Here is a 17817-nt window from a genome sequence, read left to right as displayed (position 1 = left end):
GGGAGTGGAAAGGAAATTACAGCCCACAGGCAAACAGGAAATTTGATTTCCCAAACAAGTTTAAAGTACAACCCTGTTGGGTTATCGCAATATATATAATTTTAAAGCCGTAAGGTTTGATTAAAATGCCACATTTATGAAAGCAAAAAACTACCTAATTATACTGATAGTATTTATATTAAATACTACTGCTGTTTTTGCACAGTTAAAAACTCCTTTTACACCTAGATTGACTGGTGGAAATATCAAAGTAAAAGGTGATGTATTATTAATTGGTAATAGTATTATTAAAGGAAAAGGGTTGGCATCTCCTTACAATGGCACTGGAAATAACAACAATCAGGTAGGAGAGTACATCGATGTAGATTCGGATGCATCAACATTTAGTTCGAGTACTGCCAAGTTAGAAATTAATAATAGTTGCAAACGGATCGTGTTTGCGGGCTTATATTGGGCATCAATCTATCCTAATGAAGTCGGAACAGATGGAGGTAAGGACTTTGTTGGTACGCCACGGTTGAACGACTGGAATCAGGTTAAATTTAAACTACCAAATGGGACTAATCTTGATTTAACAGCGAGTAAAACAAACCCGAAAGAAGTTATTTATGATGGTTACAATTACACTGATATAAATAATTCTTTCAAAGACTCTCCTATCATATGTTTCAAAGACATTACGAGCGATATAGCCGCTTTGGCAGATGCGGATGGTACATATACCTTAGCTAATTTAAGAGCTACAAGAGGGAGTCGAAATGGAGGATGCGCAGCAGGTTGGACTTTAGTGGTTATTTATGAGAGTCCTACTTTACCAAGTAAGTTTATTTCTATTTTTGATGGCTATGCTGGAGTACAAGGATCGAATCAATTAAATATTCCGATCTCGGGTTTTAAAACATTACCGGCACCATTTCCTGTGAGTGCAAAAATTGGGGTTTCTGCTTTAGAAGGAGATCTTGGTATTTCAGGCGATACGTTTCAATTTAAGGCAGCATCAAAAGCTACTTTTACTAATATAAGTGATGCTGTAAGTCCAGCCAGCAATTTTTTTAATTCTACTAACTCTAATAACGGAGTTCAAGTAACATCAGGAAATCCAGCAAGTAAAAACTTACTTGGCTATGATATCAAAAATGTTATAATTCCAAATGCTTTAAATAAGGTTTTGCCAAATAATGAAACCGCTGGAGATTTAAAATTGACTACTTCTGGCGATGGATATGGTGCTTTTGTGACTACTTTTGCTGTTGACATTATAGAACCTGCTATTTTACTTACCAAAGAAGTCAAAGACAATGCGGGTGCTGATGCCAGCAATACAGACGTTACCCTTGGTCAGCAATTAAATTATGTTATTGGTTTTGAAAATCAGGGAAATGATAATGCTACTGGTTTTACAATTAAAGATATTTTACCGATCAATATTAAATTTAATTATCCTGCGGATATTGATCTTGCCACATTACCATCAGGGGTCACGCATAGTTATAATGCAGCTACTCGTACGATTATTTTTAACATTCCGGACAATTTGGTTAAAGCTAATCTTACGCCTGGACCGCCTTTTGTACATTATAGTATTAAACTTAAAGTGAAGGTGGTTGATACTTGTAATGAGTTGAGTGACGCTTGTCAAAATATAATTCAGAACACAGCCTATGCTACCTATAAAGGAAGTGTTAATCCTACTCAAATAACAGACGACCCTAGTTTATCTGCTTTTACCGCCTGTAATTTAGGAACGCCGCAAGCGACCAATTTCTTGGTTGGAGTAAAGGATTGTTTGTTTACCAAAAATGCAGTTTTATGCGGTGCAAGTTCTGTAATAACGGCTTCAAACGGTTACGCTAGTTATACGTGGTCGGGTCCTTTTGGATTTACAGCGACAGGACAAACCGTTACCGTAACCCAACCCGGTGTTTACAAAGTATTTGGTGTTGGTAATAAGCCTTGTACTGATTATAATGAGGAAATTACGGTGGCTACTTTTGGAGGGACAACTACGAATCCCGTGACTGCTTATGCAGATAATAAAACGAGTCCAGTTTGTCCTAATAATGGGGTGTTTTTGCCTAAAATTTTCCTTTGTGGAGCATCAGCATCTAGGGAAATAGATACAGGTATTTCGGGTGCGTCAAGTATCGTTTGGGAAACAACTACTTGCGCAGCTCCTGCGGCATTATCTACGGATTGTGCGAACGAAAGTGCTTCTTGTGTATGGACATCTGCAGGTCCTAATGGTGCCAAATTTACTGCTGATACGGCAGGACAATATCGATTAACCATAAATTATGCTGGTGGTTGTTTTAACCGCTACTATTTTAATGTTTATAAAAATCTATTAAATCCAAATGTCAATAAAACTGATATTTTTTGTAGCACTCCAGGTTCTATTAGCGTAGGAGGTGTCCCTGCAGGATATGAATATAGTTTGGATGGCACTAACTATCAATCTTCTAATGTTTTTCCGATTACTACACCTAATACTTATAAAGTATATATAAAACAAACAGGCGTTGCTAGTAATCCTTGTATTTTTGAGGTTAAAAACATATCGATTAGCAAAAACGATTTAACTGTTACTCTTAATGCAACTCAGCCTGCCTGTTTTGGAGATAAAGCCACTATTTTAGCTGTAGCAAATAACGTACGACCACAGTATAGATTTGATCTTTATATTAAAGGAACTACTACTCTAGTTAATACCTCGGGACTACTTTCTAGTACTAACCAGTTTCTTTTTGAAAACGTAAATCCTGGAGATTATGATGTCAAGACTGTAACCATAACGGGAGCTGGCACCATCGAGTGTAGTAACACGCAACCAATATCAATAATTGAACCAGCAAAATTAACGGCCAATGCCGCTTTAACAAAAGCCTTGACTTGCGAAGATGGCGAAATAACTGTCACCCCAAGTGGAGGTACTTCTCCTTATTATTATTCAGTAAATGGAGGTGCTTATGTCACTAGTGAGATAATAACGGTGCCAACAGCAGGCACTTATACTATAAATGTTGCCGACAAAAATAATTGTGTTTATCCTATTCCTGGATTAGTAGTGGACGCCATTCCTAAACCAGTTTGGGAAGTTAAAGGGACAGATATAAAATGCTATGGAGATAATTCAGGGCAAATTATCTTTAATGTGTCTAATACCAATGGCTATACAGTAACCTATAGTATCGATGGTGGTTTGACGCCTTATGTATCAAGCAATACCTTTTCTAACCTTATCGCAGGGACGACCTATTCTCCAAAAATTAAATATTCTTTGAATGGGGTAGACTGTTTTGATACTAAACCAGATATAACCCTTACACAACCCTTTGCAGCCTTAACCGCTTCTGCGGGAGTTTCTGAACTGGCAGGTTGCGGACCGGCAGGTGAAGGAAAAATAAGAATTACCAACCCACAGGGGGGTGTCGCGCCTTACGAATATAATTTTAATAATCCATCAAATCCGTCCGATTGGTCTACGGTTAATGATGCATTCAAAGCTCCGGGAACTTATACAGTGTACATCAAAGATGCAAATGGTTGTATTTATGCCATGCCTAACATCACAATTGATCCAGAACCAGTTGCGCCAACGATAAGCGTAGACAGCCCGGTATTTAATTGTAACGGTTCAGCAACAAGTACCGTTACGGTAACTAATCCCGGAGGAGTAAATTATAGTTATGAGTACTTAAGAGATGGAATCCCTAATACGCCAGCGACTAATAACGTTTTCACTAATGTACCTTCAGGACCTCATACCATAACCGTAAATTATAAATTGCAGAGCGTTACTACCTATAGTAATTTATTGTTTGAAAGCTTTGGATATGGAGATGATACTACATCTCCAGGAATTAACACCACTTTTTATTGCTTTGAAAGACAAGTTGCAGCAACACAATGTCAAAATAGTATTGTAATCCAAGATGGAGATTATTCTGTTACAGCAAAAATTGTTAGTCCTTATGGTCCATGGATTCAGCCTGGAGATCATACTCCTCAAACGGTTCCTGCAACTCCAAAAGGACGATGCTTAGTTATTAACTTAGGAGATAAAATTGCGAAGACTGATATCATATATCAAAAAGTAATTAGTGATATTATTCCTAACCAGCCCATTAATTTTGAGTTGTATGCTAAGAATCTACTTAAAACAGGTAATACACAAATAAATGCAGATTTATTAGTAGCACTTGTAGATGCTTCGGGAACCGAAATTTCTTCATTTTCAACAGGTGATATTCCGAAAACACAATTATGGGAAAAATACCCTAAAACTCCGATAACTCTTAACCCAGGAGCAAATACCACTTTAAGATTTATTGTTCGTTCGATTAAAAGCGATACTAATGGTAATGATGTTGCCATAGATGATATTAGAGTATACCAATTACCAAAAGCTTGCATTACCAAAAAAGATTTCCCTATTACAATTGATTCAGGAAAAGCTTTTACGGCTGCAATAACTGGACATACCGAAGTAAGCTGTAATGGACTTGCTAATGGTACTATTACTATAGCAGCGCAAAATTTTGCCTCTGGAGGATTCTATTATTCTCTAGACGGGGCGCCTTTTGTATTGCGTGCTACCTCTCCATTGACAATTAGTGGTTTGCCAGCAGGAGGCCACAGTGTAAGGGTACAATATGATTTATCAGCTAGCCCTTGTTTATTTACCTTACCCCAAAGTATTACTGCACCGGCATTATTGACCCTTACAGCAAGCGTTAGAAAACTAGCGACTTGTGCAACGGGAGCTACGATTACAGCTGTTGGTGGTGGTGGAACGCCAGCATACTATTACGAGTTACGTGCAGCCGATGGTGTTGCTGTAATTCGTGCTTTTCAAACCAATGCACAGTTTCTTGATGTAGCTGCAGGAAGTTATACCGTATTTGTAAAAGATGCCAATTTATGTGTTATTGCTGATGGAGTAGCAGTACCAGTAGACGCAGCTCCAGCAGTTACCGCAACTTTGAATGCTTCCTCAAATTTATGTTATACGGCTGCCACAGGAGCCACACTTATCGTGACCGCTAACGGAATAGGAACATTAACCTATAGTTTAGACGGTCTAGCAGCGCAAAACAGTAATACATTTACTAATGTTGGAGTTGGTACACATAGTATAGTAGTAACAGATAGTAATAACTGTACCGCTACTATAAATAATATTGTTATAGCACCAGAGCTTAAAGCACTAGCTTCGATCACCAAAGAACTAACTTGTGACGCACCCAAAGATGCAACCATAAAAGTGGATATTACAGGTGGAAATGCGCCATTTACTTATAAAGTAAAAACAGTAACGGGTAGTTATGGAGCTGTCAGCCCATCGATAGCGGGCCCAAGCCCAACTTCGTTTAGCTATACTGCGGTTACTGCAGATATTTATACTTTTGAAATTACGGATAATATAGGTTGTAAAACAACAGCTACGGCTACGGTAAATGCAATCAGTAATCCAACAGCAACCAACAACCAGACAGATCCAAGTTGTTTTAATGGAACAAACGGACAAATACAAATTATACCAGCTGGAGGTTCCGGAGGATATACCTATAGTTTTGATGGAAATACTACTTTTAGCTCTCCTAGCTTAAATAGTGGTTTGTCAGCAGGAGCACATACGTACCAAGTAAAAGACAGTAAAGGATGTGTTTCTCCTATTTATCCGGTTACACTAAACAATCCAACTCAAGTGGTTGCTTCAGCAACTATACCTGTAAATTCAACGTGTAGTACCACTACACTTATTACTTCTGCAGGAGCAGGTGGAACAGGAACTTATACGTATAGCTTTAAAGGAAGTTCAACTTATACGGCAATCAATACGCTAACTGTTACCAATACGGTTGCACCTCAAACTATTACTTTTTCGGTTAAAGATGGTAAAGGTTGTATAGATACTAATACAATAGATATTCCAGCATATAACCCACCAACAGGAATTACGTTTTCAGGAATGAATGTCATTACTTGTTTGTCAACAGGAACAACAACTTCAATAACACTTACACCAGTTGCGGGGGTTAGCCCATTTAATTTTGAAATTACGGCTCCTGCTGCTTCAGTGGGAAGTGTTTCGGGAGCTTCCTCAGGAACGTTCACCAATTTAGCGCCAGGAACCTATACCTTCAAAGTTACGGATGCTAATGGATGTTCGGTGAGTGCTTCACAAACTATTGCTCCAGCGGCTATCATAGCGGTTTCGGGAGTTAAAACAGATGAAAAATGTAACGGAGCCAATGATGGTACTGCAACATTTACAGTAACAGGTGCAAGTGCATCGGGTAACTATACGTACACGATAACACCAGGAACAGTTCCAGCGGCTCAAATCACTAAATCTGGAGATGTGGTAACAGTTACAGGATTAGGAGCAGGAACTTATACCTTAGTAGTTAAAGATGTTACTACAGAATGTGATTCTAATACTGCTTCGGTAACGATCACTGCTGCAACAGCAATTAACTTTACATTAGACGCGACTAAAACAAGTTGTAACAATAAACTATCAACGATAAGTTTCCCAACATTATCTGGTGGAACTCCAGGATATACCTACGCTTATGCAGCAAGTCTTTCGACAGTGCCAAGTACTGTTTATGGATCTACGACAACGGTAGATACCGCTGTTTTAACAAGTAACATTGATGTTTATGTAAAAGACAATAATGGTTGTATTCAGAAAAACACCATTGTAGTTGGTGCTGAAACCGCTCCAGTTATTAATACACCAGCGACACAATGTTATACCGGAACCGCAATTTCAGTGACTATTACAGGAAGTGCAACAGGAACAACTACATATAGTATTGATGGAACAAGTTACGTATCGACTGCCACTTTCAACTTAAATCCAGGAAGCTATACCTTATATCTAAAAGACGGTTTTGGTTGTATCGCTTCTACTCCTTATGTGGTTGCGCAACAATTAGCAATCGCAACGGCTGTAGTTCCAGATGCAACTTGTACACCAAACACAACGATAAATTTAACTGCCACTGGCGGAACAGGAGTACATACTTTTGCAGTTTCATCTGATGGAGGTGTTACTTACACAACGACCACAAGTCCTTATGTAACTGCTATTGCAGGAACATATAGATTTAGAGTGACTGACTCAGCGACACCAGCTTGTACTGCTGTATCTGCGGATGTAATAGTAGTAACCAAAGCGACTGTTTTAACATTAACCACTACACAAACTGATGTAAAATGTAAAGGGGATGCAACAGGAAGTATCGTTATTACTCCTACTTCTGGAAAAGCGCCATATACGTATAGCACTACAAAAAGAACGGCTCCGTTTACAAATTACACAACCAATAATCCTTCTGGATTAGTAGCAGGAATATACGATATCATAATCACAGATGCTTTGGGCTGTACATCAGCTTCCACTGCGGTTACTATTGCAGAACCAGCAATTGCGTTATCAGCTACGGCAGCTTACACACCAACAACAACTTGTAGTACTACAGCAACGGTAACGGTGACAGGACATGACGGTACAGGACTTTATACCTATAGTTTCAACGGAGGTGCATTTACTAGTACTAATACTTTAGTAGTAAATGACAACGGAACAGATCAAGTTATAGCGTACCAAGTAAAAGACGCTAATGGATGTATTACGGTTTCGCAAAATATTACGGTATTCAAATTAAACCCACCAACGGATTTAACATTTACGCCATCAGGTGCTATTACTTGTAGTGCAACTACAACAACTATTACTTTAGGATCTACAGGAGGAGCGGGAATATTGCAATACGAGACTATTGCTCCTTCTCCAATAATTAGAGCTAAACAAACCTCAAATTCATTTACAGGATTAACTGCAGGAACTTATCTTTTCAAAGTTACTGATGCAAATGGTTGTACCTATACTAAATCCTATAAGGTCGATCCAGTTATACCTATAAACATTACAGGTCAAACTATCTCTAATGTTTTATGTAATTCAGGGAATACCGGAATAGCGCGATATACAGTAACTGGATTCAGTGCTACAGGAAATTATGCTGTAGTAGTAACACCAGTAACGGCATACACTACTGTAGGCGATGTTATTACATTATCTAACCTTACGGCAGGAACATACAACGTAAAAGTGACCGATAACACTACAGGATGTACCAAAGACACTGATGTTCTTATCTCAGAACCAGCAGTAGCATTGAGTCTTTCGCTTGCATCTAATGTAAATGCCAATTGTAATATAGCGACTTCAAAAGTTACAGTTACTCCTGCTGGCGGAACACCAGGATTTACGTATGCTTACATGCAAGATTTAGTAGCACCAGTAGCTGCTGATTATATAGCTAGTAATGTGGCTAATTTAGATCCTTTGACAAATGCTAACTGGGATGTATGGGTAAAAGATGCTAATGGTTGTACATTTAAATTAGATGTTGCTATTGCCAAAGATCCATCTCCAACCGTTACGGCTGTAGTAACGAATCAATGTACTTCTAATGGAAGTTCATACACTATTACTGCTACTGGTACTGGTGGAGTAGGAACCTTAACTTATAGTATAGGCGGTGGTTTTCAATCAAGTCCTGTATTTACGGTAAGTACCGCAGGAACCTACACGGTTACTCTAAAAGATGCTAATAACTGTACAGGAACAACCACAGTAGAAGTATTTAATGTGATGACTGCCACGGCGGTTTTGACCAAAGATTTAGATTGTACCGTAACTCCTGATGCTACGATTACTATTAATGCCACGGGAGGAAAACCTGGATATACTTATCAAGTTTCATCTGATGGAGGAACTACTTATTCTACAACAGGCCTAGTTGGAAATGTATTCACTACGGCTGTTGCAGGAACTTTTCAGTTTGAAGTGAAAGATTCTAATATTCCAGCTTGTCCTAAAGTGACTAATAGCGTAACGGTAAACCCAATTGTTTATCCTTTTATTACGGGTATAACACAAACGAATATTAAATGTTTTGGTGATAATACGGGGGTAATTACAGTCGCTATTGATGCTACAAAAGGGATTGGTCCTTTTACCTATAATATAAATGGAGGTACATACCAATCATCTAATACTTTTACGGGTCTTATTGCAGGATCTTATACTGTTACTGTTAAAGACAGCAAAGGCTGTATATATACGGAACCAACTACTATCGTAATTACGCAAAACGCTGCTATTATAGTGGCTCATCATGAAGTGCCAATCACATGCGGTGCTGGTGGAATTTCTAAAGGTTCAGTAATTATTGATTCTGTAACTGGAGGAGTGGGTCCTTATAATTATTTTGTTACAAGCGCTAATGGGTATAGTGCTTCAGAAAATAATGCTATTGGAAATACTTCAGTAACTTTTGATGTTGTGGATTTTGGTTTATACGAAATCAAAGTTGTAGATGTGAACGGTTGTTCTGTATTAATTCAAGATTTATTAGTGGCATCACCACCTGATGATTTAGATATAACTGTTACATCGCCTCCATCAGATTGTTCTACTGGCGGTTCTGCTGTGGTAAGTCTTAATTCGGGTACTTTTACAGGAAGTGGTCCGTTTTTCTTCGCAATTTATACAGGTCCTGGTATGGTTTATAGTCCTCTACCAGCGGGTGTTTGGTTACCTGAAGATGCAGGATTTCCTAAACAAGCCACTTTTACCAATTTGATTCCAGGGGTTAAATACACTTTTATTGTGTATGACCAACCACCTCCATCAGGAACTGGAACAGGATGTTATTACTATGAAGCAGCTACTATACCGGTGCCAACAAATTCAACCTTAACGACAAGTAACGTTGTTCCAAAAAACATTACTTGTACCGGAAGTACTGATGGTAAAGTGAGTTTTGATATAACCAATTCGTATGGAGTTGCAACACCAATTACGTATCAATTATATGATTCATTTACTATTGCGCCTATTGGAGCTGCTGTATCAATTACGATTCCAACTGGGACAACTACTATAAGCAATTTTGGTGCCCTTCCGGTGGGTAATTATTTTGTTCTAATAAAAGAAGATGTTGGAGCGATTAATGCTGGTTGTAGCCAGGTAACAGCTAATTTCAGTATTACTCAATCTGCTTTTATTTTGAGTGTTACTGCTTCGATAGTTAATAATGAAAACTGTAATAATTTAGGAATTATTAATGCAGTGGCTAAGGACGGAACTGGCCCTTATACATTCATGATTTCAACATCGGCAACTTTACCAGCGGCAAATGATCCAGCATGGGCTTCAACTAGTTCATTTAGTGTTGCTGCAGGAAGCTATTATGTGTTTGTTAAAGATTCCTACGACTGTATTCAGTCGTCTACAGTCGTTAATTTAGTAAAAGACCCAACACCAGTAATCGCTTTAACAGTGGCTGATGTTTGTGCACTAGAAGGAGCTTTTTCTGTCGATGTTGATTTGCCAACAGCTGGGATGTCACCGTATACAATAAGTGTTAACGGAAGTGCGCCTCAAAACGTGGCTTCTTTCCCTTATACAATTTCGGGATTAAGTTCAGGACTTCAAACAGTAGTAGTGACTGACGTCAATGGATGTTCAGATACTAAAACAGTTACGCTTATCAAAAAATTATCAGTAAACGCAGTATTGACCAAAGAGTTGGATTGTACAGTAAGTCCTGACGCAATCGTTACTTTGACTGTAACAGATGGTTTGTTTACTAGTGCGGATGTACTATCTGATTTCACGTATGAGGTTTCTACAGATAATGGGGTTACTTATGGCGCCATTGTACCTTTTGCTGTGGATACTAGAACAGCTACTTATACTGCAACAGCCGCAGGAACGTACAAATTTAGAATCACAGATTTGAATGGTTGTACAGTTTTGAGTACTGTAGTAACTATTGATGCAAAGGTTGACCCAGCAGCAACGCACACTTTTACGAATCCTTCTTGTCCGACAATACTAGATGGAACGCTTACCATTACTGCTACATTAGGAGTGACTCCTTATGAATATAGTATTGATGCTGGTGGTACTTGGCAGTCTTCGAATACCTTTACAGGTTTAGGCGCAGGACCAGTTACTTATATTGTAAGAGATGCAAAACAATGTACTTTTACAGATACTGAAACATTAGTAGATCCAGTTTTACTTGCTGCCACTCCCGCGGTAACTGATTTTGCTTGTAACGCAAGTAACATTCCTCAACCTGCAATAGTAACCGTAAATGTTACTGCTGGAACAGGAACGGGACCTTATAAATATAATTTTGATGGTTCGACGACGTATTTAGATTCTAATACTTTTGTAGTAGGGAATTTAGCGGGACAGACGGTAAATTACTCTGTAAAAGATTTTAACGGATGTATCTTCAATGGTTCAGTCGATGTAAATCCGTACCAAGCTATTACTGATATTACTTTTGCAGGAACAGATCCAACGTGTCCAGTACCAACTTCAGATGTAACCTTGACAGTGGTTGGTGGGTACACGCCAATAGCAAAATATGAGATCGTTTCTCCAGTGGCTTTTGATAATGGAACTTCAAATACATTTAACTTGTTAGCGCCAGACACTTATTTATTTAAAGTTACGGATGCTAATGGTTGTTCATTTGAAAAATCATATACGGTAGTTCCAGTTACACCAATTGCCATAGTTGGAGTATTGGTTAATGATATTTCATGTAATGTTGCAAATGGAACTACTAATAACGGTTCTGCACAATACACAGTAACAGGATTTAGTTCAACTTTAAACTACGCAGTTGTAGTTACACCAGCAGTACTTCCAGCTCAAATTTCAAATGTTGGTGATGTTATCACTTTAACAGGGCTTTCAGCAGGAACTTACAATGTGGCTGTTACCGATAACACCACAGGTTGTACAGAAAATGCAGATGTTATAATTGTATTACCAGATCCGATTGCATTTACTCCAGTAGCTAGTAAGGTATTCTGTTCTAAGGAAGATTCTCAAATTACCGTTAGCGCGGTAACTGGAGGAACTGGCGTTTATACGTATGCTGTATTAATAACAGGAAGTGTTGCAGTCCCAACCTATACTAACTCAAACGTACTTACTTTAGATACTAATAATTTTGCGGATTTATCTTGGGATGTATATGTAAAAGATGCGAATGGTTGTGTTGCTGTGCAAACAGTAGCCGTTCCTTATGAAACAGCGCCAACATTTGCGGGACCAATACCGACACAGTGTTTTGTAGGATCGCCATTAACGGTTGATCTTTCTACTGCAGGTTATTTCACAGTTCCTGCAGGAGTAGCTTCTTATACTGTAAACGGATCAGACATAGTGGGATCTATTGCAACATTAAACGCTGCAACTACTTATACTTTTGGAGTAAGAGATGTTAATGGATGTGAAATTACTACTAGTTATGTAGTGAATCCACAAGTTCAAATTACCGCTACATTAGACAACGATTTGACTTGTCTTGTTGATGCTACTATAAGTTTTGTAGCCACAAACGGAAGCGGAGTGTACACTACTTATGAAGTTTCTTATAATGGTGCCCCATATATTGCAGCAGTAACACCAGATACTTATGCATTAGCGGGTACTTATAAATTTAGAGTTACAGACAATCAAGGTTGTCAAGCGGAGTCTAATGAGATTATAGTAACGCCAAAAACAGTTCCAACCTTTACTACAACACAAGTAAACGTGAGTTGTAACGGTGGAAACGACGGAAGTATTTTAGTAACTCCGGCAGACGGGATTGCTCCTTATACTTTTGCACTTAGCGGCCCAGTTGTAAATACAACGGGTGATGCATCAGGAGCCTATACTGGTTTAATTGCGGGATCTTATACAATTGTTGTAACAGATGCAAAAGGTTGTACATCACTTGCTGCGGCAGCGATTGATATTACAGAGCCATCTATTTTAACAGCATCAGCTACGCCTTCGATTAATACTACTTGTAGTGTGGCTACTGTAATCACGGTAGTTGGAGCCGGAGGAACACCTCTAGCAACATTGCCAGGGTACTATTATAATTTCAATGGAATTGGGTACACTACTACAGATACCTTTACGGTAAATGATAATGGAGCGATTCAAATCATTACGTACACGGTTAAAGATGCGAATGGTTGTGAAACAGCTCCTCAAACAGTAACGATTAATCCATTAAACAAACCAACTGATATGGATATTTCGGGTACTGTTCTTTATTGTGCTCCTCTAGCCAATACTACAAGTACAGTTTCTATTAATACAACAACAGGTGGAGTTCTTCCATTGCTATTTGAAACAATTGCTCCATCACCAATTGTTGTTGGTCAACAAGTTTCTAATTCTTTTTCTGGTTTAATCGCTGGTGATTATACTTTTAAAGTTACTGACAAGAATGGTTGTTCGTACCAAGAATTATACACGGTGCAACCACTTAAAAACATTGCGGTAACGGGTCAATTAGTTGCTGATATGACTTGTAATACTGGAAATGATGGTAAAGTAACCTTTGATGTTTCTATATTCACAGGAACTTATGATTATAGTATAGCGAAAGATGGTTTTGCTTTTGTGGCAAATACAACTAGTTTCGCTAACACGATTCCTTTAACAGGATTGGCTTTTGGGGTTTATAAAATAGATGTAACAGATAATACTACATTATGTACTTCAACAGCAACAATAACGGTTGCACAGCCAACTGCGGTAACGGTTACTGAAGTTTCTAATGTCAATGCCAATTGTAAAACTGGAGCACTTGTACAAGTTGCAGGCGCAGGCGGTACACCTGATTATACTTATACGTATGTAGTGTCAGGGGCAGGATTAGTAGGAGCCATTTTTACTACTAGTGATTCAGCTGTACTTGATCCAGCTACAAGTCTTATTTGGGATTTTTATGCCAAGGATGCTAATGGTTGTACTTCTGCACCAGTATTAGTAACGATTGTAACAGATCCATTACCTGGAGGTATCACCGCTGTGATTCCATCGCAATGTCCAAGCGTAACTGGAACGTATGATTTTACGATTAATGTTGCTACAGGAATGGCACCTTATGAATACAGTATTGGTAGCGGTTTCCAACCTAGCGCAATATTTACTGTAAATGCTCCAGGCACTTATGATGTAACGGTGAAAGATAAATTTGGTTGTCCAACAACGGTACTGGCTTTGGTAACTATTTTACCTGCTTTAACCTTGCAAGCTGAGATTACGGCTTTACCAAGCTGTGTAGATGGCGATGGTACTGTTACTCTTGTTGCATCAGGGGGGTCAAATAATCCTGCCAACTATGTTTATAATATTGATGGTTTAGGTTTTGTTTCAGGAAATGTATTTAATACGGTTTCTTCTGGGACACATACTTTTGGAGTTCGAGATAATGATCCAACTAGCACTACGTGTACTAAGTTTGTAACGGTAAATTTAGTTGCCGCTACGCCAATCACAGGTTTTGCTGTTTCAAGAACAGCAGTAACTTGTAATGGAGGTAGTGATGGTACTATTACGGCTACCATGGCTACACCGGCTGCTACACCAGCACCAGGAATCAATAACAACCCAGTTTACAGCTATAGTTTAGCAGGAGTTCCGTTAGTTGGAGCGGCTTTTAATCGCCCAGCACAACCTTCTGATCAATTCGCTGGATTGCCAGCAGGAAGTTATACAATAACAGTAACTTCTGGAAGAGGTTGTCAGGATTCTAAATCTATTGTGATAGAGGAACCAGCAGTTATTACTGTCCCAGCTCCTACAGTGACGCAATATGGTTGTACCACAGGAAACGCTACAAACTTTGCCACTATTACGGTGACAGGAGTTACAGGTGGATCTAGTACGTATGCAAACTATGAGTTTATAAAATCAGGTATTGTAGTTTATTTTGGACCTAGCGATACGTATACCGAATCCGATTTATTAGGAGGAACTTATACCGTGAATGTCTATGATGATAAAGGATGCGTGGGAACAACCAGTGCTGTGATTAATGCCTTTGTAGGAATTGATAAAGCAACGGTTGCCGTCACTAGAGCAATTACTTGTACAAATGATGAGGAGATTTCAGTAACTGTTACTGTTACTGGATCGCCTGCACCAGTTTTAGATTATAAAGTAGAAGATGTTGTGGGTGCAGTAGTAGGCACTGTTTATAGCCGTTCTAATAATAATGGGGTTTTCAGTGGAGTAGATGCATTACCAATTGGTAATTATTTTATTACAGTGACTAATCCTGCTACAGGTTGTAGCACGCAAACGACGCATTATGTAAACAACCCAAATACTTTTGAACTTAAAGCTTCTAATGTTGTAGATCTTAAGTGTTTTGCAGATACGGACGGAAGCGCAACAATCACTTTCACTGACAGAGTAATTAGTGCTACAGATCTAGATCAAGCAGGAATATTTGATTATACGGTTAAAGACGCTATGGGTGCTACAATAGATGCTGGAACAAGTACAGGAGTAACAGCAAATATTACAGGTTTAAAATCTGGTGTGTATACAGTTGATGCTATATTGGTTGATTCTCCTTATTGTACAGTGTCTACTAGTTTTACCATTAATGGACCAACGGAAGTTTTAGATATTACCGAAACGCATACTCAAATTACTTGTATCTCAGGTAACAACGATGGTTCGATTTCAGTGACGGCTACCGGTGGATGGCCTGGAGGTTATGAATACCAATTAATTAAAGATGGTACACCAGTAGGTCCTTATTCTGATGTAACTGAGTATACAGGCTTAACGGCTGGTGGGTACACGATAAATGTAAAAGACAGCAAAGGTTGTGTAGATCCAGTAAATGTTCCATTGGCAAACCCAACGCTTATTACTTTCACGACAACAACGGGTCCACTGCTTGTAAGTTGCTACGGAGATACTAGCGAAATAATTACAGTGGGTACACCAACAGGGGGTTCAGGTGATTATTTATATACTTTGATCACTACTTTGGCTGATGGCACCGTAACGAGTAACGGACCACAAGCAGCCAATACATTCCCTAATCTGGGTGCTGGAAGTTATCAAGTGAAAGTATCTGATTCTTGGACTTGTTCTACAGTATCAGCGCCTATTAAAATTGATGAGCCAACTGTCGTTAAAGCGAGTTTAGTAGTTGCAACTACCCAAACGTGTTTAACTCAATCGACACTAACCTTAACGGCAACTGGAGGAACAGCGCCCTATACATACAGTGTAGATGCCGCATTTACTAGTCCTTCGGCACCATTTAATCCATCAGTACTAATTTCGGTACCTGTGGGAACGTATCGTTACTATGTAAAAGATGCTAATGATTGTGTAAGCTATGTTTCTAATGATATTAAAATTGATCCATTGCCTACATTGGTAATTAATCTAGATGTAAGAAATGCAGTGGTCAATTGTACTGATGGTTTGACAGGTGTGATTGTGGCTACAGCGCAAGGAGGTCTTGGGAACTATGTGTACACATTATTTAAATCGGGTGTTGATATAACTACAACCGCTACTCAAACCACGCCAGGAAACTTCACGAAATTAGCGGCAGGTTTTTATGAAGTGGAGGTAACTAGTGGTGTAGATTGTGGCCCTGTGAGGTCTACTATGATTGAAATTAAAGAACCAGCAACAGCTCTTACTGCAGTGCCTACCACCGTTAATGTTTCATGTGCCGGAGAGGGTAATGGTAAAATTATTGTAACGGCTGCTGGTGGAACAGGAATTATAAAATATGCTATTTCACCTAATTTAAATCAGTTTTTTGATGTTAATATTTTTGAAAATCTGAAACCTGATTTATATGATTTAATTGCACAAGATGAAAATGGTTGTTATGTTTATATGACTGGAGTCGAAATTTTTGAACCAAATTCATTAAGTGTTGTTACAGTACCGGGTTCTGTAGCTGACGAAATTTGTTTTGGAGATAAAGACGGTGCTTTTGATATTGATATTTCTGAAGGAACCGCTCCATATAGTGTAAGTTTAGATGATGTGAATGGAACTTATACTACTGGGACTTCAACGCAAACTATATTTTCGTTTTCTGGATTAGTAGGAGGAGAACATACCGTTTATATCAAAGATGCCAATGATTGTACTATAGAATGGCTTGTAACAATGGCTCCATCAGTGAAACTAGCACCAGTTGCGACAGTAGAGTATGGTTGCTTTAATAACGCAGCTAGTAATACGGTAACGGTGACTGTCGATGCAAGTATTACCGATCCTGCGGATGTTGATTACGCATTAGTTTTAGACGGAATTGCACCAAGTCCTTTAGTTTATAAAATGAGTCCGGTATTTTCTGATGTACCACCAGGAAATCACTTTATTAGAGCGAGACATAGTAATGGTTGTGAAAAAGATTCTAACTATTTCCAGATTGATGTTGTTCAGCCTTTAGCAGTTTCAATTGCTGATGGTGGATTGAATGAGATTGTTGCTACGGCTACTGGAGGTTCTGGAGGATATCAATATACTTTTAACGGTGAATCTACTGGAGGTTCCAATACATATATTTACTATCGTTCTGGTGATTATACGGTCACGGTCACGGATGTGTATGGTTGTGTGGCTTCGGCAACGAGACCGTTTGAATTTATTGATATCAAGATCCCGAATGTGTTTACGCCTAACGGGGATGGTTCTAATGAAACATGGACTCCTACTAATACCGAAAATTACAAGGACTTGTCCTTCTATGTTTATGATCGTTACGGACGAAAACTGGGTACTTTCAGACAAGGACAGTCTTGGGATGGTAAATACAACGGAAACGAACTACCTTCGGGAGATTATTGGTATGTTTTAAAACTTAAAAATGAGAAGGATGCACGCGAATTTGTAGGTCACTTTACGCTTTATAGATAAGCAGCAAAGTAATA

At 38.7% G+C, this 17817-nt stretch carries 1 protein-coding gene; it reads left to right on the top strand.

All coding sequences use genetic code 11. The features are described from left to right. Window positions 1–136: 136 nt before the first annotated feature. Entirely contained in the window at window positions 137–17803 is a 17667-nt protein-coding gene (locus BMW63_RS00770) for a T9SS type B sorting domain-containing protein (protein ID WP_074720252.1), read from the top strand. Window positions 17804–17817: the final 14 nt, after the last annotated feature.

Origin of the sequence: Flavobacterium frigoris (assembly GCF_900111075.1) — a bacterium.
Lineage (GTDB): Bacteria > Bacteroidota > Bacteroidia > Flavobacteriales > Flavobacteriaceae > Flavobacterium > Flavobacterium frigoris.
This window is presented reverse-complemented; position numbering and strand designations above follow the sequence as displayed.

Excerpts from the sequence above, each read along its gene's own strand:
- BMW63_RS00770 (WP_074720252.1), top strand. The coding sequence starts at position 137 with ATGAAAGCAAAAAACTACCTAATTATACTGATAGTATTTATATTAAAT.